This window comes from Roseobacter sp. GAI101 (assembly GCF_000156335.1).
In the GTDB taxonomy this organism is placed as follows: Bacteria; Pseudomonadota; Alphaproteobacteria; order Rhodobacterales; family Rhodobacteraceae; genus Sulfitobacter.
Genome location: NZ_DS999213.1, coordinates 740,499 through 758,750 on the forward strand (window position 1 = coordinate 740,499; position 18,252 = coordinate 758,750).

The window sequence follows — 18,252 nt, forward strand, 5'->3', positions numbered from 1 at the left end:
TTGGAAATATATCCCGATGCCGATCAAGCTTCCCTCTGACCTGCCCGCCTATGACGTCTTGAAGCATGAAGGCGTGATGGTGCTGGACGAGCATGAGGCCGACAAGCAGGATATCCGCCCGCTGCGCATCGCGTTGCTGAACCTGATGCCGAAGAAAATCCAGACCGAAAACCAGTTTGCCCGGCTGATCGGGGCCACGCCCATCCAGATTGAATTCAGCCTGCTGCGGATGTCGGACCACCAGTCGCGCAACACGGCCGCAGATCACCTCGAAAGCTTTTACCGCCCCGTAGAAGAAGTCTGGGACGAGAAATTCGACGGTCTGATCATCACCGGTGCGCCGATCGAGCATCTGGATTTCGCGGACGTCACCTATTGGGACGAACTGACCCGCGTGATGGACTGGACCCAAACCAACGTGCACTCTACGTTCGGGGTTTGCTGGGGTGGGATGGCGATGATCAACCACTTTCATGGCGTCCCGAAACACCTGTTGGCCGAAAAAGCCTTTGGCTGTTTCCGTCATGTCAATCTTGCACCATCGTCGCCGTATCTGCGCGGGTTTTCGGATGATTGCGTCGTGCCAGTCAGCCGGTGGACCGAAATGCGCCAGGCCGAAGTTGATGCCATCCCCGGCTTGACCACCTTGCTGGGCAGCACCGAGGTCGGGCCATGTCTGGTCGAGGATCCTGCGCACCGCGCGCTCTATATCTTCAACCACCTCGAATATGACCGCGACACGTTGAAGGACGAATATGACCGCGACGCCGCGGCGGGGACCCCGATCAATGTGCCCTGCAATTATTATCCTGACGATGACCCGGCCAAGCCACCGCTGAACCGCTGGCGCAGTCACGCGCATCTGCTTTATGGCAATTGGATCAATGAGATTTACCAATCCACCCCATATGATCTGAATGATATTGGCACGTAAGATGCTCGCGATATTTGCCCTGGTGGTGGTCGGATTTGTCGTTCTGGTCCAGTGGCGCGCCTATCAGCGCGAGGTTACGGCAAATGCCGCCTACCCGGCAATCGGGCAGCTTTTGGATGTCGACGGCGTCACCGTACATGCAAAAATCCAAGGCAGTGGCCCCGATCTGGTGCTGATCCATGGCGCATCCGGGAACATGCGGGATTTCACCTTTGGCATGGTCGAGGATTTGGCAAAACGATACCGGGTGATTCTGTTCGACCGTCCCGGCCTTGGCTGGAGCGATGATCTTCCGACAAAAAGCGGTGCCTGGAACAGTTGGGCCGCGTCTCCGGTCGAACAGGTCAATGTTCTGCAAAAGGCGGCGGATCAGCTTGGTGTAACCAATCCTGTGGTGCTTGGGCATTCCTTTGGCGGGGCGGTTGCCTTGGCGTGGGGGCTTGCGCGGCCCGATCAGACAGCAGCGTTGGTGCTTGTGTCGGCAGTGTCCAATGTCTGGCCCGGTGATCTGGGCTGGCAATACCGCGTAACCGGATCAACCTTGGGTAGTGCTTTGGTTATCCCGATGATCACGGCGTTCTTGCCTGAAAAAACCGTTAACGACAGTGTCGACAGCATTTTTGCGCCGCAACCGGCCCCATCGGGATATACTGAACATATCGGTACCGATCTATCCTTGCGGCGTCCGTCGATGCGGGCCAATGCACAACAGGTCAACGGGCTTTTACCGCATATCAAGGCTATGGTACCGCGATACGACGCGCTGACCATGCCGGTTGAACTGATACACGGGGACGCCGATACCATTGTCCCGCTGGAAGTCCATGCGCGGGTTCTGATAACGCAACTTGCCGATGGCGCTTTGACGGTCCTGCCCGGTATTGGCCATATGCCCCAGCATGTTGAACGCACGGCGGTGCGGGACGCGATAGACCGTGCTGCCGCGCGTGCGGGTTTGCGCTAGGGCGCGGAACGCTGCATAACAACTGCAACGACACCCTCAGGAGGCCGCCATGGACCTGCCCTTTGACGGCGCGATCAGCGCCCATTTTGAAAACGACGCGCCAAAGGTGACCCGCCAGGCGATAAAGCGTGCGGAAAAAGACGATATCCTGAATGACAGCTATCCACATTCCGAACGGATGGGCCGCAAGCAGTACGACAAGGAAATGGCGTTGTTGCAGATCGAACTGGTCAAGCTGCAATCTTGGGTGCGCGACAGCGGCACCCGCATCGCGATGGTCTTCGAGGGGCGCGATGCCGCAGGCAAAGGCGGCACCATCGGGCGCTTTCGTGAAAACCTCAACCCGCGCGGCGCAAGGGTCGTGGCCCTGCCCAAACCGACCGAAACCGAAGCGGGCCAGTGGTATTTTCAGCGCTACATTCAGCATCTGCCGTCCAGTGGAGAAATGGTTTTCTTCGATCGCAGCTGGTACAACCGCGGCGTTGTCGAGCCGGTCTTCGGCTTTTGTACCGATGCGCAACGGGAACATTTTTTCGCTCAGGTCCAACCCTTTGAAGAGATGCTGGTCGATGACGGGATTCATCTGTTCAAATTCTGGCTTAACGTCGGACGGGGCGAACAATTACGCCGGATGTTGGCGCGCGAAAGCGATCCGCTCAAGCAATGGAAGCTGAGCATGATCGACGTCAAAGGTCTTGCCAAGTGGGATGAATATAGCACCGCGATCAGCGAGACGCTGACACGTTCGAACAGCGCTGCCGCCCCTTGGACGATCATCCGGTCGGACGATAAACGCCGTGCGCGGTTGAATGCGATCCGCACGGTGTTGCATGAATTTGACTATGCGAGAAAGAACGAAAAGGCCATCGGCGCGCTTGATGCGCAGATCTGTGGCGGCCCGGATATCTGGGATGCCTAAACAGGGCTACCACCACGGCAACCTGCGCCAGGCCTTGATCGAAGGGGCGTTGCAGCTGATCGAATTGCGCGGCCCCACAGGGTTCACCCTGTCCGAGGCTGCAAAGCAGGCAGGCGTCACCCCCGCCGCCGTCTACCGGCATTTCGACGGGCGCGAAGATCTGATCGCCGAAGGCGCGCTGCAAGGCTACGAGATCTTCGCCGAACGGATGGAGGCGGCGTATCGGTCGGGTCAGCCTTCGGCGCTCAAGGCATTCGAGGCAACGGGCCGCGCCTATCTCGCCTTCGCCCGCGCCTATCCCGGCCATTACATCGCGATGTTCGAAAGCGGCATTTCCGTCAACCGCACGCCCGAACTTGCGGCAGCCGCCAACCGTGCCAACGGCGTACTTGAACAAGCCGCCGCCGACCTCAGCCAACACATTCCCGCCCATAAACGACCGCCCGCCGCAATGTTTTCGGCGCATGTCTGGGCGCTGAGCCATGGCGTCGTCGAGCTTTTTGCCCGAAACTCACCGGGACGCGCCTCGCCTTTTCCGGCGGACGAACTGCTTGAAAGCGGGATCGGCATTTATCTGCGCGGGCTTGGTCTGGTCGATCCGGACGTGTGACGCTCGTGCCCAAACCCAGACCGGTCAGACGCTGATCCCGAGGGACGCAGCCTTAGGCTGCTGCGCGCTGGTTGTTGATATCGGTCATCACCTCTGCTGCGATCTGCAAGGATCGCACCCGTGCTGCATGATCATGGATTTGCCCTGACAGGATCACTTCGTCTGGCTGATACCGATCTATCAACGCAGTAAGCTGCGCTTTTACGGTGTCGGGGCTGCCCACGGCGGTGATCCGCAACGCCTGATCGACGGCTTGCCGCATCTGTGCGCCAACCTCGGCATCTATATCATCTACCGGACGGGGCAATTTTCCCGGATTTCCCGTGCGCAACCGCACGAAGGCCTGTTGGACGGAGGTTCGCAGATAAGCCGCTTGTGTGTCCGTGTCAGCGGCAAAGACATTCACTGCCAACATGAAATGCGGTTTGGCCCATGCTGTGGACGGTTTGAAGTCACGGCGATAGATTGCGGTGGCATCCTCCAGCGCATCGGGCGCAAAATGCGATGCAAACGCATAAGGCAGCCCGAAATGCGCCGCCAGTTGCGCCCCGTAAAGCGATGATCCCAGAATCCAGACCGGCACATGTGTCCCCTGGCCCGGATGTGCCCTGACCCTTGCCCCGGGCTGCGCGTCGCCCAAGTACTCCATCAACTCGGCCACATCATCGGGAAACCGGTCGCCGCCCTGCATGCCCCGGCGCAGCGCATGATACACCGCCTGATCGCCACCAGGCGCGCGCCCCAGGCCCAGATCGATCCGGTCGCCGTGAATGGTGGCCAAGGTGCCAAACTGTTCTGCAATCGCAAGTGGCGCGTGGTTGGGAAGCATAATGCCCCCTGCACCGACACGGATGGACGTGGTGTGATCCGCAACATGCCCAATCACCACCGATGTCGCCGCCGATGCAATGCCCGGCATATTGTGATGCTCTGCAAGCCAATAGCGGTGATACCCCGCCGCTTCGGCATGGCGCGCCAGATCAACCGTATTGGCAATCGCCTGACGGGTATCAGACCCCTCTGGGACCGGCGACAGATCAAGGACGGAATAGCGCATGGAACATCTCCTGTTTGACTTGTCTTTAACCTAATCATCCAATGCCCGAAACAAAAGCACCCCGACAGCTTCATTTTGCCAGCTAAACTCTCCCCGAAGGGCCCGTTGCCACGAAAAAGGCCGCCCCGATAAAAGGGCGGCCCATTCCAGACATCTTGTAGGTAAAGTTTAGCGCTTGGAGAACTGGAAGCTCTTACGCGCTTTGGCCTTACCGTATTTCTTACGTTCAACGACACGGCTGTCACGGGTCAGGAAGCCTGCCGCTTTCAGCGCGCCGCGCAAGGAGGGATCATAAAGCTGAAGTGCTTTGGAAACACCGTGCTTTACCGCGCCGGCCTGACCGGACAGACCGCCACCTTTCACAGTTGCGACAACGTCAAACTGACCGTCGGTGCCTGTGATGGTGAAAGGCTGTGCAAGGATCATCTGCAAAACGGGGCGTGCAAAATATTCGTTCTGCGGCTTGCCGTTGACGATAACCTTGCCGGAACCCGGCTTGATCCAGACGCGGGCAACCGCATCTTTACGCTTGCCGGTCGCATAGGCACGGCCAAGCGCGTCACGGACGGGCTCGCGTGGGGTCAATTCGACTTCGGCAGCAGCATTCTCGGTGACGGCCGCTTCGAGGCCTTCGAGTGTTTTGATTTCATCAGCCATGCTTATGCACTCCGCGTGTTTTTAGAGTTCATGGATTTCACGTCCAGAACCTCGGGGCTTTGCGCCTCATGGGGGTGATCGGAACCGGCGTAGACGCGCAGGTTGGTCATGATCTGGCGGCTCAGGCGGTTGCCGGGCAGCATGCGCTTGACCGCTTGGGTCACGATACGCTCGGGGTGCGCGCCATCAAGGATCTGTGCCTTGGTGCGTTCCTTGATCCCGCCAGGGTGGCCAGTGTGCCAGTAGAAGTTTTCTTCACGCTTCTTGCCGGTCATCTGGATTTTCTCGGCATTGATTACGATGACGTTGTCGCCGCAATCCATGTGAGGTGTGTAGGATGGCTTGTGCTTGCCGCGCAGACGCATGGCAATGATCGACGCAAGACGGCCAAGGACGACGCCTTCAGCGTCGACGATGATCCATTTCTTGTCGATATCTGCCGGTGTTGCAGAAAAGGTTTTCATGGACGGAATTCCCGTTAATTTGGTGAAAGGGTTCAAGATCGAACCCCGCTATCTGATGGCTGGGTTATAAACACGCTCTTCGCCACGTCAAGCGCGACCTTTTCCATTTAATCAAACAAAAACATACACTTATAAATTAGGTATAATAATACCCCATAAAACTCACACGCTTAGCTGCTCCGGCGGATTGTCCAGCAATTGGCGCAGCCGCAGGATCGCCGCCTCAAAGCTTTTCAGGGGAACGCCTGCGTTTATCGCCATCCGCACGGCGTGGGGTGCGCGGGCGTCCCGGCAAACGAACTCCTCGGCAGAGCGGAGTTGCACGGCCTGCGCATCGGCAGCCTGGCAAAACGCCCCTGCCCGCCATCCAACCGGTAGACGAAGCCATAGGAAGGGCACGTCCTGTCGCCATCCGACGTCATAGCCGCCAAGGATATTCACCGCTGCTTGGACATAGGTGTTGAACCGTGCCCGCGTCCCTTCGGCCAGCGTGTCGATCTGCGGATGGGTCAGCAGCTTTGCGCACAGATCAATCAGCGGGGTCGCCAGACCAAAACTGTTGTATTCCGCCACCCGTCGCAAATCGGTTGTGCGCTCTTCGGGGGCGATGCCGAAACCGATGCGCAGTGCGGGTGTCAGTGTCTTGGCTAGCGACGAAATATACCAGCCGCGTTCCGGGGCCAGCATCCGGTACGTCGGCGCGCGGTCGACCCGCATCCTGTAGCAGTCATCCTCGACGATTTGCAGGTCATGTCTGCGCGCCACCTGTACCAGCGCCTCGCGGCGGGCCACTGGGGTAAAGCAGCCCGTGGGGTTATGGACCTCGGGCGAGGTGCAGAAAATCTGCGCGTCGTGGTTTCTGGCGGCCTCTTCCAGCGCTTCGGGGATCACGCCATCGGCGTCCATCGCCACGGGGATCACATCGGCGCGCAGCAACTCGGCGGCACGGCGGAAACCGGGGTAAGACAGTTCCTCGATCAGGATTGCGGGTCGTGACCCCTTCAGGATCGACTGAAACACCAAGGACAGCGCGTTTTGCCCGCCGTGGGTCAGCACGATATCCGCCTCCCCGAATGCCCCGAGGGGCGTGCCCGTCAGCCAACGCACAACCGCTTCGCGGGCGGGTTGCGCGCCGGTGCGGCTTGGGTAATGCATCACGCCTGACGGTGGATTCTGGGCGATTTCGGCCAACAGGTTCTTGATCAGCGTCGCCTGCCCGGCCGAGGGCAGATACGGCGAGAACATGTTCACATTGTAGTGGTCCCTTTCGCCGTCCCTGTCATCAAAGTGGGCGATCACATCAATCTCGATCGGGGCGTCGCTGGTCGGGGCCGCCAACTGCGTCGCCACGAAGGTGCCGCGCCCGACCTCAGCCTGCAAAACGCCGCTTTCGGTAAGCAGCGTATACGCGCGCGCAACGGTGCCCGGTGTCATCTTCAACTTCCAGGCCAATTCGCGCACCGGCGGCAGTTTCGCCCCCTGTGAGAGCGCGCCTGTTTTGATCGCGTCACGGATCATCGCGACAACGGCCTTGTACTTGGGTCCCGGCCCATCTTCCAGCGACGGCTGCCAAATTGTACCCATTACAATGTTTTCCTTTTCAAAATGTATCGCATTTTGTACCCCTACATTACGGCAAATACAAACATTGTGTCAATACAATTTAACATAGGAGATTCTCATGACACAGACCCTCACCCTTTCCAACGAAATGGTAGCAACCCTGAACCAGCGCGGCACGCCCGTTGCCGCTGTTCTTGCGGTTAAATTTGCGGTCTGCGTCACGAAAATGGCATCCCGTCGCCGCACTCGAGTTGCTTTGGCCCAACTGGAGCCATGGCAGTTGCGCGACGTGGGACTAACACCGACAGAGGCTCATGATGAGTCGATCAAGGTGTTCTGGAAGGCGTGACATCCCTGTGGCACCTTTCAGACCTCTTCACTTGGGCCGGTACATACCGGCCCATTTTTCGATTGTATCAATACGCTAAATGATCCGCCCTATTTCGGCGGAATAGCATAGGTAAGCGACGCCCGCGCGACCGGCGTGTCCATTCCTTCGGAAAACACCAGCACATCGCAGACCGACAGCAACTTGCCCAGCTTCAGCAGTCGTGTCCGAGATATCAGATCGACACCTGCCGCCGGTTTTCGCATGAAGTCGATCGAACAGTTCGTCGTAACCGCCAACGCCTTCGGCCCAATCCGCGCCAAGGTCATCAGATAGGCGCTGACATCCGCCAGCGCAAAGATCGACGGGCCGGAAATTGTGCCGCCGGGGCGCAAGTGCTGGTCCCCCACCAGCAAACGCGTCGTCAGATCGGTTTCGCCCACATGGTCGATCGCAAAATCATCGGCCACCTGTTTGAACACGTCTTTCATAAAAACCGTCAGCGCGTCGGCATCCATCATTATCGGCATACTTGTCCTCCGTCATATGTCGGGGATAGGCTCTGGTAAATTCAGGGAGAGAGCAAGATGACAATTCTAGAAGTAGAGTATGACGCTGCGGTCGCACGGCTGACGATGAACGCGCCCGAGCGTCTGAACGCGCTTTCTGACGAGATGCTTGCGGCGCTTCAGGCCGCTCTTGATACCATAGCCGACACCCCGTCGGTGCGTGTCGTGATCCTGTCGGGGCGTGGCAAGGCGTTTTGCGCGGGGCACGATCTGAAACAGATGACGGCAATGCGGCAGGCAGAAGACGGCGGCGCGGCGAAGTTTCGCGATCTGTTTGAGCGTTGCAGCGCCGTCATGGCGCGCATCCAGTCGATGCCGCAGCCGGTGATTGCACAGGTCCATGGCATTGCCACGGCGGCCGGGTGCCAACTGGTTGCCACCTGCGATTTGGCCGTTGCGGCCGAAGGCACGCGGTTCGGGGTCAATGGCGTGAACATCGGGCTGTTTTGCTCTACCCCGATGGTCGCCCTCAGCCGCAACATTCCGCGCAAGCAGGCGTTCGAGATGTTGACCACCGGTGACTTCATCGACGCCGGTCGCGCCTGCGAGCTTGGTTTGGTGAATCGCGTGGTTTCCGAAAACGATCTGTCGGTCGAAACGCAGGCCCTCGCTGACAAGATTGCAGGCAAGCTGGCGGTCGCGGTCAAAATCGGAAAAGAGGCGTTTTACGCGCAACTGTCGATGCCGACAGATCAGGCTTATGCCTATACCGGCGACGTGATGGTCGAAAACATGCTGCACCGCGACACCAAGGAAGGCATCAGCGCCTTTCTGGAAAAGCGCGACCCGGAGTGGGAGCAATAACGCGCCACCAGCCCGTCCCCGAAATTGTTTCCAATGTACTTATTATTGTTGCAATTTTTTTTCTGGCAATTCAGGCATAAATTGGGCACAAATGAGACAAGGCGAATGCCTTGATGATTTTGGGTCGTCGCTGGCGGAAGGTCCCTCCAGGTCAGCCTCTCACTGATCGACCGTTCCCGCAGCGGCGACCCCAAAAATCTCAAACTCCTGACATTCCCATGACCTTACGACGCATCGCACGACAGTTGTCTCACTTGCGTTGAAGCGTCTGCTGGCCTACATCGCTGGCATGACACAAACACTCCATATCATCGGCGGCGGCATGGCCGGATCAGAGGCTGCTTGGCAGGCTGCAAACGCAGGCATCCAGGTGGTGCTGCATGAAATGCGGCCCAAAGTAGGCACTTTTGCGCATCAAACAGGTTTTTTGGGCGAAATGGTTTGCTCCAATTCATTCCGGTCAGACGATAGCGAACAGAACGCCGTCGGCTTGCTGCATTGGGAAATGCGCGCGGCGAACGGTCTGATCATGGCGACGGCGGAAAAACACCGCCTGCCTGCCGGTGGAGCCTTGGCCGTCGACCGTGACCCATTTGCGGAATCGGTGACGGCTGCCCTGATGGCGCACCCCAATGTCACCGTTGAATACGGCGAGATCACCGAGCTGCCGCGCGAGGGACATTGGATCATCGCGACCGGTCCGCTGACATCGGGTACGCTGGCCCAGGCAATCGCCGCTGAAACGGGTGCGGAAGCCCTGGCGTTTTTCGATGCCATCGCGCCGATCATCTATCACGAGAGCATCGACATGACCAAAGCGTGGATGCAATCACGCTATGACAAGGGCGATACTGAGGAAGAGCGCACAGCCTACCTGAACTGCCCGATGGACAAGGCCACCTATGAGGCGTTCATCGACGCCCTGCTGTCTGCGGATAAGACCGAATTCAAGGAGGGTGAAACCGCCGGATATTTCGACGGCTGCCTGCCGATCGAGGTGATGGCCGAACGCGGCCGCGAGACCTTGCGCTTTGGTCCGATGAAACCCGTCGGTCTGACCAACGCCAACGATCCCGAAAACAAGCCCTATGCCGTGGTGCAGCTGCGCCGAGACAACAAGCTGGGGACGCTGTACAATATCGTCGGTTTCCAGACCAAGATGAAATACGGCGCACAGACGGAAGTGTTGCGGATGATTCCAGGCCTTGAGAACGCGTCTTTCGCGCGTCTTGGCGGCATTCATCGCAATACATTCCTGAACTCGCCGACGTTGCTGGATGACCAGATGCGCCTGCGCAGCCAGCCCAACATCCGCTTTGCGGGCCAGATCACTGGCGTTGAAGGCTATGTTGAAAGTGCCGCCATGGGCCTGCTTGCCGGTCGCCTTGCCGTGGCCGAAATCAGGGGCGAAGCTGCGACACCGCCGCCACCCACCACGGCGACAGGTGCATTGATCACCCACATCACCGGCGGGGCCGAGGCGAAGACGTTCCAGCCGATGAACGTGAATTTCGGGCTGTTCCCCCCGGTTGAAGGGCTGAAATCGGGCCGCCGTGGCCGCAAAGACCGCTACAAAGCCTATACCGACCGTGCCAAGACCGACTGGCAGGCCTGGCTGAATGGCAGCCACGTTCCGGCGTGATCTTTGTCACCCGTTTTGCGCCGTCCCCCACGGGTCCGCTCCATCTGGGGCACGCCTATTCAGCGCTGCTGGCCCATGACATGGCGCGCGCAGCCGGTGGGCAGTTCCTGCTGCGGTTCGAGGATACGGATCTTGAGCGGTGCAAGCCGGAATATACGGCGCAGATCATTAATGATCTGACTTGGCTTGGTATCACGTGGGATGCCGATCCGTTGATGCAGTCTGATCATTTTGATATTTATAATCAAAGTGTTTCGGTACTTACCTCGCGCGGATTGACCTATCCCTGTGGGTGCAGCCGCAAGGATATCGCCGCCGCTTTGGCTGCCCCTCAAGAAGGCGCGCCCCATGCGGTCTATCCTCAAATCTGCAAGGCCCGCAGCATCGCCGATCGGGGCGCTTCGGATGCGTTGCGGTTGCACATGGATCTCGCTTGCGCCGAAATTTCCGGAACAAACCTGAGCTTTGAGGAAACAGGCGACTTGAAGAAAGGTATATACCCTATTGATAAGACGTATTTAATGTCAGATGTGGGCGATATTGTCATCGGGCGGAAAGACATTCAAACCGCCGCCTATTTTCTCGCCTCTGCCCTTGATGACATCCGCCAGGGCATCACGCATGTGGTGCGCGGCGTTGATCTTTTTGATTTTACGCAAGTGCAGGTCTTGCTGCTTCATCTGCTCGGACACAAACCGCCGCTTTACCATCACCACCTGTTGATCCGCGATGATGATGGCAAACGGCTGGCCAAACGTGACGACGCCCGCGCCATTTCACTGTATCGTCGCGAAGGTGCGTCACCGGAAGATATCCGTTCAATGGTAGGGCTTTAGAAGTCGTTTTTAATCCTGGACTTCCATCGTGATCCGCTCAACACCGTCTTCGACCCGCGTGTAAAAGCAAGTTCGCCGTCCGGTATGACAGGCCGCGCCGGTCTGGTTCACACGGACCAGAAGACAATCGCGATCGCAATCGATGCGCAGTTCGACCAATTCCTGCACATGGCCGCTGGTCTCGCCCTTGATCCAGAAGGATTGGCGCGAGCGGCTCCAGTAAGTCACGCGACCGGTGGACAATGTTTGGCTGACGGCGTCGGCGTTCATCCACGCCATCATCAGCACCTCACCGGAAACTGCATCCTGCGCGATGGCTGGGATCAGCCCCGCGTTGTTGTATTTCAATGTGCCGGGATCAAAATCCATGGGCTGCCCCTTCATTTAATTTTTGCATCATCCGCGTGAGGGCTTATGTAGGAGGTAAGCGCCGAAAGGAACAGCCATGACTGCCGATACCGACCTGATCAAGCTTTACTCCGCCCGTATCCTGGGGTTGGCAGCTGACATTCCGCATTTGGGTCGGCTGGATCATCCCGATGCAACCGTGACGTGGCGTTCGCCCCTATGCGGGTCCACGGTGACGGTGGACGTGGTTGTCGCAGATGGCAAGCTGGTGGAATTGGGTCAGGACGTCAAAGCCTGTGCTTTGGGTCAAGCTGCGGCTGCCGTTGCAGGCCAGGCTGCTGTCGGCGCGACATTGGCCCAGGTTCAGACTGCGCGTGACCAGCTTAAGGCGATGTTAAAGGGCAAAGGCCCGGTGCCGGACGCGCCGTTTGACGGGTTCGAGGTGCTGACACCTGCCGCAGAATACAAGAACCGGCATGCGTCGATCTTGCTGAGCATTGAGGCAATTGCCGAAGCGATGCAGCAGACCCAGACGCAGGAAGCGGCGCAGAACATCTGACCTTTCACGCGCCGTTCAGCCAAAAAAAACGCCGCACATCCAAAGGGATGGCGGCGCAAGGATGCGGTATTCACGCAGGCTCGCTTTGATCCAGAACCGAAAGGGACATTTCGGTGCATTCCGACGTGGAACAGGCAGAACCGGTCGGACGCATAAAGTTTGGGACAGATGCGTTGGGTTGGATCAAAGCGCCATGAATGCGCAGGCAGAAGTCAAACAAAGGCGGGAAGATGCAACCCGACAACCAAGATCACAACCAACGCTGCCATACCGGCGGCGTCCTGCAAAAGCGTGTCTTGCGACCGTTTCGCGATAGCTTTGACTGTCTTGATCATCGTCATATGCGTGCTCCGTTTTCTGTTGCCTCTTTGTTCTCATTTTATTAATGCCCTGTAAAGAACTTTTTGAGAACATTTGCGAACAAAGTGGAACGAATAGGTCTAACCTACTGATATCAAACGGATCGCTTCATCTTGGCGCATGAGCCACAACAGCATCCGCGCGGCTTTCCCTCTTGGACTGACCAGCTCAGGATCGTCGGCGAGCAGCTTGCGGGCATCCGATTGCGCGATCTGCATCAGCCCCGCCTGCCGTTCCAGATCGGCGACACGAAACCGCGGCACACCCGATTGCGCTGTCCCGATCAAGTCGCCCGTGCCCCGCATCTTCAGGTCGGTTTCGGCAATCACGAAACCGTCCTCTGTCTCGCGCAGTACCTCCAGGCGCTGGCGACCGGTTTCCGTCAGCGGCGCTTGATACATCAGCAGGCAGGTCGAGGCCGCCTGCCCCCGCCCCACACGCCCGCGCAACTGGTGCAACTGTGCGAGGCCAAAGCTTTCGGCGCGTTCAATCACCATGATGCTGGCATTTGGAACGTCGACGCCCACTTCGATCACGGTCGTGGCAACCAGCACCTTGGTTTCACCGCGCTGGAAGGCGCGCATGGCGGCGTCCTTTTCGGCGGGTGGCATCTGGCCGTGGACCAGCCCGACGATGCCTTCGCCCAAGACCGCGCGCAAACGTTTGAAACGGGCGTCTGCGGCGATCAGATCGCTGACTTCGCTTTCCTCAACCAGCGGACAGACCCAATAGCATTGTCGCCCCTCGTCAATCGCGGCGCGCAGGCGGCCAATCACCTCGTCAATGCGGTCCGTGCTGACCAAGGCCGTGCGGATCGGTTTGCGCCCGGGCGGTTTTTCATCAAGGACAGACACATCCATGTCGCCGTATTGCGCCAGCGCCAATGACCGTGGGATCGGCGTTGCTGTCATCACCAGAACATCGGCCAACTTGCCCTTTTGCCCCAGCTCCAGCCGTTGGCGCACGCCAAAGCGGTGCTGTTCATCGACCACCGCAAGGCGCAGATCACCAAAGCTGACATCGGCCTGAAACACGGCATGGGTACCGACAAGGATCTGGATATCGCCTTTTTCGAGTGCTGCCAGTTTGGATCGCCGTTCAGCGCCCTTATCGCGGCCGGTCAGGATTTCCAGCACCACGCCGGCCTGTTCAGCCAACGGTTTCAGGCCCTCCAGATGTTGGCGCGCCAGGATTTCCGTAGGAGCCATCAGCACACCCTGCCCGCCGGCTTCGACAGCTGCAAGCAAGGCCATGAAAGCGACCAGGGTCTTGCCCGCGCCCACATCGCCCTGCAAAAGGCGGTTCATGCGCTGTGCGCTGGCCATATCATGGGCAATTTCTGAAATGGCCCTGGTCTGTGCACCGGTTGGCTTATACGGCAGGGCAGCCAGTACGCGGCCCTGCAAGCGGCCGTCGCCGACGCTTGCGCGGCCCTTTTTGCGTCGATCCCTGGCACGCGCGAGGGCCAGCGTAAGTTGATGTGCCATAAGTTCGTCATAGGCCAGACGTTCACGCGAAGGGGCTGCCGCCGACAAATCACTCTGGTTTTCAGGATCATGAGCCGCCGCAACCGCAGTCGCAAAATCCGGCCAGCCTGACTGGGATTTTTGCGACGGATCGATCCATTCATCAAAGGGCGGCACGCGGGCCAATGTCGCGCGTGTGGCCTTGTACATCAGCTTTTGCGTGATGCCGCTGGTCAAGGGATAGACCGGTTCAAAGGTCGGAATCTGGTCTGCGTCCTCCTCTGCTACCGCGAAATCGGGGTGAACCATCTGCGCCATCCTATCGAACAGCTCCACCCGCCCCGACACGATCCGCCGCGACCCCTCCGGCAACTGGCGTTTCCAATAATCGCCGCGGGCGTGGAAAAAGACCAACTGGAACGCGGTGCCGCTGTCTTCGACATGGATTCGGTACGCCCCACCCTTGTTGGCGGGCGCGCGGTGCGGCCCCACCGTGACTGCGACAGTGACGGTGGCGGGCAACACCGAATCCTTGAGAGAGGCCTGCAAACGACGATCGATGCCGGAATAAGGCAATGTAAACAACAGGTCACGCGGCGCTTGGATCCCTAATTGCGCGAAATGCTGTGCCGTTTTGGGGCCAACCCCTTCCAAGGTTTCAAGACCCGCAAACAGCGGAAAAAGGGGTTCCGGCCTACCGCTCATGCGCCCGCAATCAGGTCAAGCCAGGCATCTTCGTCAAGGATTTCAATGCCCAGTTCCGCCGCTTTCTTGGCTTTCGATCCGGCACCGGGACCCGCCACCAGGATATCGGTCTTGGCACTGACCGACCCCGATACCTTGGCCCCCAACCGTTCGGCGCGCGCCTTGGCTTCGGCACGGGTCATTTTTTCAAGCGTTCCGGTAAACACTACGGTTTTGCCATCCACGGGAGAGCCTTGCGTATCAGGGCGCGTGGCGTCCTGTATCGAAAGTTCGGCCACCAGCCGGTCAATGGATGCGCGCTCTGCCTCTTGGGCGAAGGTGCTGACCAGGGATTGGGCCATCACCTGCCCCACGCCGTCCACACTGATCAGATCGTCCCACGCGGGTCCCGATGCTTCGCGCGCATTTTCCATCGCGGTGATGAAAGCAGACCACGTGCCGTAATGCAGCGCGATCAGGTTTGAAGCCGCCTCGCCCACATGGCGGATGCCGAGGGCAAAGATCAGGCGCGCCAGTGGGATGGTTCTTTTGTCGTCGATGGCTTGAAAGAGCTTGGTGGCTGATTTTTCACCCCAGCCCTCGCGGTTCTTGAGCTGCTGCACCCCCGACCCATATCGGGCCTGAAGGGTGAAGATGTCAGCAGGCTCTGCAATCCAGCCATCGGTGTAGAATTGTTCGACCTGCTTGGCCCCCAGCCCGTCAATATCAAAAGCGGCACGGGAAACGAAATGCTTCAGCTTTTCAACGGCCTGCGCGGGGCAGACCAGCCCCCCCATACAGCGCCGGACGGCATCACCTTCTTCGCGGATCGCGTCGCTGCCGCATTCGGGACAAATGGTTGGAAAATCGAAAGGAACAGAATCAGAAGGGCGCCTTGATAGATCGACGTCCGCAATCTTGGGGATCACGTCGCCGGCACGGTAAACCTGGACCCAATCGCCAACACGAATATCCTTGCCGTCGCGAATCTGGTTTCCCTTGCTGTCGACGCCCTTGATGTAGTCCTCGTTGTGCAGCGTCGCGTTCGACACGACGACCCCGCCAACGGTCACGGGCTTCAACCGTGCGACGGGCGACAAGGCACCGGTGCGGCCGACTTGAATTGTGATGTCTTCCAAGGTGGTCCAAGCCAGTTCCGCCGGAAATTTATGTGCGATGGCCCAGCGGGGGGTGGTCGACCGAAACCCGAGCCGTTCCTGAAGTGCGAGGTCGTTTACCTTGTAGACGACGCCGTCGATGTCATATCCAAGCGTCGCGCGTTGGGCTTCTATCTTGCGGTATTGATCGATCATTTCCGCCACGGAAGAACAAAGCTCCGTCAAAGGGTTCGTGCAAAACCCCATGTTTTCCATTCGTTTGATCGCCTCGGATTGCGTCTGGCCCAAGGGTTCGGACAAAGCCCCCCATGCATAGGCAAAGAATTTCAACGGTCGCGACCGCGTGATTTCAGCATCAAGTTGTCGTAGTGATCCTGCGGCAGCATTGCGCGGGTTGGCAAACAGCTTGCCACCACGTTCCCCCTGACGCGCGTTCAACGCATCAAAGTCGTCGTGGCTCATGTAAACTTCACCACGTATTTCGATCACGTCTGGTGCACTGTCCAGCTTTTTCGGGATCGTCTGTATTGTACGCGCGTTTGCTGTCACGTTTTCACCAACAGCCCCGTCGCCCCGTGTCGCGGCTTGAACCAGCAGGCCATTTTCATAGCGTAAAGACAGCGACAGGCCGTCAATCTTTGGTTCTGCGGTAAAGTCCAAATCTGCGTCCGACGGCAGTCCTAGATACTTCCGGATACGCCCATCAAATTCAACGACGTCCTCATCCTCAAACGCGTTTCCCAAAGAAAGCATCGGAACTTCGTGCCGAACCTTTGAAAAACCCTCTGATGGGGTCGCCCCAATCTGTTCTGTCGGGCTATCCGCGCGTTTAAGCGACGGAAACCGTGTCTCGATTTCAGTATTGCGCCTTTTCAGACAATCATATTCCGCGTCCGAAATCTGGGGCGCGTCTTCGGCGTAATACTGCCTGTTCGCCTGTGCCAATAGCCCGGAGAGTCGTCGTAATTCTTCAGCGGCCTGATCTTTGCTAAGGTCTTGAACTGCGATATGTTCTGCCAATGATCTGCCCCTGCCTATTTCCGATACGAGGGCATAAATACGCAGCGATCTATGGCAGGTCTAGCAGATTTGACGGTCTTTGTACGCTATACGCCGACGGCAAGTCTTTGCGGCGACGAAAGTGAAGACGGTTCCGGATCGCGCAACACATACCCGCGGCCCCAAACGGTTTCGATGTAGTTTTCTCCACCCGTCGCGGTGCTGAGCTTTTTGCGAAGTTTGCAGATGAAGACGTCGATAATCTTCAATTCAGGTTCGTCCATCCCGCCATAGAGATGGTTCAGAAACATTTCCTTGGTCAGGGTGGTGCCCTTGCGCAGGCTGAGCAATTCGAACATCTGATATTCCTTGCCCGTCAGGTGGACTGTCTTGTCGTCAACCGTCACCGTTTTGGCATCCAGATTCACGGAAACCTGTCCGGTCTGGATAACCGACTGCGAATGCCCTTTGTAACGGCGGATGATCGCGTGAATGCGCGCGACAAGTTCCTCTCGGTGAAATGGCTTGGTCAGATAGTCGTCGGCTCCAAAACCGAAACCCTTGATCTTGCTTTCTGTGTCATCGGCACCGGACAGGATCAAAATTGGCGTCTCGATCCGACTTAGCCGCAATTGGCGCAAGACTTCATGACCGTTCATGTCAGGCAGATCCAGATCAAGAAGAATAAGATCGTAGTCGTACAGTTTCGCCAGATCGATACCCTCTTCCCCCAAATCGGTCGCATAAGTGTTCAAATTCGCATGGGTCAGCATCATTTCGATACTTTTAGAGGTCGTTGGATCATCTTCTACCAGCAATACGCGCATTCATCTTCTCCGCTCGATTAAATTGGGATACGATTTGTACCGTGAACAAAATTACTTAATCACACGTTAATGACGACTTCAGCTTATCAAGGCAACTTAAAGTTGTCTATATTTTTGCAATGCCGTGGCCCGCAATGCCGCTTCTCCATGCTCAGACACCGCCCGTACCCATTCCATGAACTCGTCATTGCTGATCTGATAGCGATCAAGCGCCTCTGACTGGCTGATCAATCCGTAGACGACACCGCGCACAACGGCGGCCTTGCGCGACGCCACCCACCGCCGCGTCGTTTGATCCGGCAGGTCCGCCTGTGTAAACGTCGATCCATCCGGCAACGTCACTGCCCTGGGCCCCACTACCTTCTTTAAATACATAATACTCACCCAACACTGATACGGGGGGCACCTTGCGCGCTGTGATCTTAAAGACACCTAAAGGCCCCCCTTGAGAATAGGGCGGATTTTCATATATATCGCATCAAACCTCCCGGAGTATTGCCATGCCTCTCGATCACACCCCGCCGCTGAATTCATTGGGATTTGC

Annotated in this window: 20 protein-coding genes; 9 read left to right on the top strand and 11 right to left on the bottom strand. The window is 58.0% G+C overall.

Annotation, left to right across the window (positions count from 1 at the left end):
* Positions 1–16 precede the first annotated feature (16 nt).
* Genes metA through RGAI101_RS03485 form a run of 4 tightly spaced genes read left to right on the top strand, consistent with a single transcriptional unit; the run spans position 17 to position 3,427 of the window.
* Positions 17–934 (top strand): homoserine O-acetyltransferase MetA, encoded by a 918-nt coding sequence (metA, locus tag RGAI101_RS03470; protein ID WP_008225592.1) that lies wholly within the window; start codon positions 17–19, stop codon positions 932–934.
* Position 935: 1 nt separating this feature from the next.
* The gene (locus tag RGAI101_RS03475; RefSeq protein WP_008229264.1) at positions 936–1,898 is read left to right on the top strand and encodes an alpha/beta fold hydrolase; all 963 of its coding nucleotides are present in this window, start codon (positions 936–938) and stop codon (positions 1,896–1,898) included.
* Between the two features lie 49 nt (positions 1,899–1,947).
* Positions 1,948–2,817, top strand: coding sequence for a polyphosphate kinase 2 (ppk2, locus tag RGAI101_RS03480; RefSeq protein ID WP_008225241.1), 870 nt, complete (start codon positions 1,948–1,950; stop codon positions 2,815–2,817).
* Complete coding sequence (locus RGAI101_RS03485; RefSeq protein ID WP_008228310.1) at positions 2,810–3,427, top strand: TetR/AcrR family transcriptional regulator; 618 nt, start codon at positions 2,810–2,812, stop codon at positions 3,425–3,427. Before ppk2 ends, RGAI101_RS03485 begins: the two co-directional genes overlap by 8 nt.
* 52 nt (positions 3,428–3,479) lie before the next feature.
* Here the strand turns inward: RGAI101_RS03485 and RGAI101_RS03490 are convergent, their stop codons facing one another.
* The 4 genes from RGAI101_RS03490 to RGAI101_RS03505 form a co-directional block, all read right to left on the bottom strand.
* A complete protein-coding gene (locus tag RGAI101_RS03490; RefSeq protein WP_008229351.1) occupies positions 3,480–4,484 on the bottom strand; it encodes an LLM class flavin-dependent oxidoreductase in 1,005 nt (334 codons plus the stop codon).
* A gap of 168 nt (positions 4,485–4,652) precedes the next feature.
* Complete coding sequence (rpsI, locus tag RGAI101_RS03495) at positions 4,653–5,141, bottom strand: 30S ribosomal protein S9 (RefSeq protein WP_008226027.1); 489 nt, start codon at positions 5,139–5,141, stop codon at positions 4,653–4,655.
* A gap of 2 nt (positions 5,142–5,143) precedes the next feature.
* The gene (gene rplM, locus RGAI101_RS03500) at positions 5,144–5,605 is read right to left on the bottom strand and encodes a 50S ribosomal protein L13 (RefSeq protein ID WP_008226842.1); all 462 of its coding nucleotides are present in this window, start codon (positions 5,603–5,605) and stop codon (positions 5,144–5,146) included.
* A 162-nt stretch (positions 5,606–5,767) separates the two neighbouring features.
* Positions 5,768–7,189 (bottom strand): aminotransferase-like domain-containing protein, encoded by a 1,422-nt coding sequence (locus tag RGAI101_RS03505; protein ID WP_008224948.1) that lies wholly within the window; start codon positions 7,187–7,189, stop codon positions 5,768–5,770.
* 97 nt (positions 7,190–7,286) lie between these two features.
* Between RGAI101_RS03505 and RGAI101_RS03510 the strand changes: the two genes are divergently transcribed.
* Positions 7,287–7,517: a DUF1127 domain-containing protein gene (locus tag RGAI101_RS03510; RefSeq protein WP_008228274.1), complete on the top strand. Its 231-nt coding sequence runs from the start codon at positions 7,287–7,289 to the stop codon at positions 7,515–7,517.
* Between the two features lie 89 nt (positions 7,518–7,606).
* Here the strand turns inward: RGAI101_RS03510 and RGAI101_RS03515 are convergent, their stop codons facing one another.
* The gene (locus tag RGAI101_RS03515; protein WP_037227274.1) at positions 7,607–8,026 is read right to left on the bottom strand and encodes a PaaI family thioesterase; all 420 of its coding nucleotides are present in this window, start codon (positions 8,024–8,026) and stop codon (positions 7,607–7,609) included.
* 57 nt (positions 8,027–8,083) lie between these two features.
* Between RGAI101_RS03515 and RGAI101_RS03520 the strand changes: the two genes are divergently transcribed.
* From RGAI101_RS03520 to gluQRS, 3 genes are all read left to right on the top strand, one after another.
* Positions 8,084–8,869: an enoyl-CoA hydratase gene (locus tag RGAI101_RS03520; protein ID WP_008228081.1), complete on the top strand. Its 786-nt coding sequence runs from the start codon at positions 8,084–8,086 to the stop codon at positions 8,867–8,869.
* A 289-nt stretch (positions 8,870–9,158) separates the two neighbouring features.
* The gene (trmFO, locus tag RGAI101_RS03525) at positions 9,159–10,511 is read left to right on the top strand and encodes a methylenetetrahydrofolate--tRNA-(uracil(54)-C(5))-methyltransferase (FADH(2)-oxidizing) TrmFO (RefSeq protein ID WP_037228973.1); all 1,353 of its coding nucleotides are present in this window, start codon (positions 9,159–9,161) and stop codon (positions 10,509–10,511) included.
* Positions 10,508–11,347, top strand: a complete 840-nt coding sequence (gluQRS, locus tag RGAI101_RS03530; RefSeq protein WP_008229071.1) for a tRNA glutamyl-Q(34) synthetase GluQRS — start codon at positions 10,508–10,510, stop codon at positions 11,345–11,347. Before trmFO ends, gluQRS begins: the two co-directional genes overlap by 4 nt.
* A 9-nt stretch (positions 11,348–11,356) precedes the next feature.
* Here the strand turns inward: gluQRS and hisI are convergent, their stop codons facing one another.
* Positions 11,357–11,716 carry a phosphoribosyl-AMP cyclohydrolase gene (gene hisI / locus RGAI101_RS03535; RefSeq protein WP_008225117.1) on the bottom strand — a complete coding sequence of 120 codons (360 nt, stop codon included), beginning with the start codon at positions 11,714–11,716 and terminating at the stop codon, positions 11,357–11,359.
* Positions 11,717–11,792: 76 nt separating this feature from the next.
* Here hisI and RGAI101_RS03540 point away from each other — a divergent pair, with 76 nt between their 5' ends.
* On the top strand, positions 11,793–12,254 hold the full coding sequence (locus tag RGAI101_RS03540; protein ID WP_008227550.1) for an iron-sulfur cluster assembly scaffold protein: 462 nt from the start codon (positions 11,793–11,795) through the stop codon (positions 12,252–12,254).
* Positions 12,255–12,466: 212 nt separating this feature from the next.
* Here the strand turns inward: RGAI101_RS03540 and RGAI101_RS22535 are convergent, their stop codons facing one another.
* The 5 genes from RGAI101_RS22535 to sciP form a co-directional block, all read right to left on the bottom strand.
* Positions 12,467–12,595, bottom strand: coding sequence for a hypothetical protein (locus RGAI101_RS22535; protein WP_302621187.1), 129 nt, complete (start codon positions 12,593–12,595; stop codon positions 12,467–12,469).
* Positions 12,596–12,694: 99 nt separating this feature from the next.
* Positions 12,695–14,785: an ATP-dependent DNA helicase RecG gene (gene recG / locus RGAI101_RS03545; protein WP_008226969.1), complete on the bottom strand. Its 2,091-nt coding sequence runs from the start codon at positions 14,783–14,785 to the stop codon at positions 12,695–12,697.
* Positions 14,782–16,902, bottom strand: a complete 2,121-nt coding sequence (gene ligA / locus RGAI101_RS03550) for an NAD-dependent DNA ligase LigA (protein ID WP_008229048.1) — start codon at positions 16,900–16,902, stop codon at positions 14,782–14,784. Before ligA ends, recG begins: the two co-directional genes overlap by 4 nt.
* 86 nt (positions 16,903–16,988) lie before the next feature.
* Positions 16,989–17,708 (bottom strand): response regulator transcription factor CtrA, encoded by a 720-nt coding sequence (ctrA, locus tag RGAI101_RS03555; RefSeq protein WP_008228291.1) that lies wholly within the window; start codon positions 17,706–17,708, stop codon positions 16,989–16,991.
* 96 nt (positions 17,709–17,804) lie between these two features.
* A complete protein-coding gene (gene sciP / locus RGAI101_RS03560; RefSeq protein WP_037227277.1) occupies positions 17,805–18,083 on the bottom strand; it encodes a CtrA inhibitor SciP in 279 nt (92 codons plus the stop codon).
* Positions 18,084–18,252: the final 169 nt, after the last annotated feature.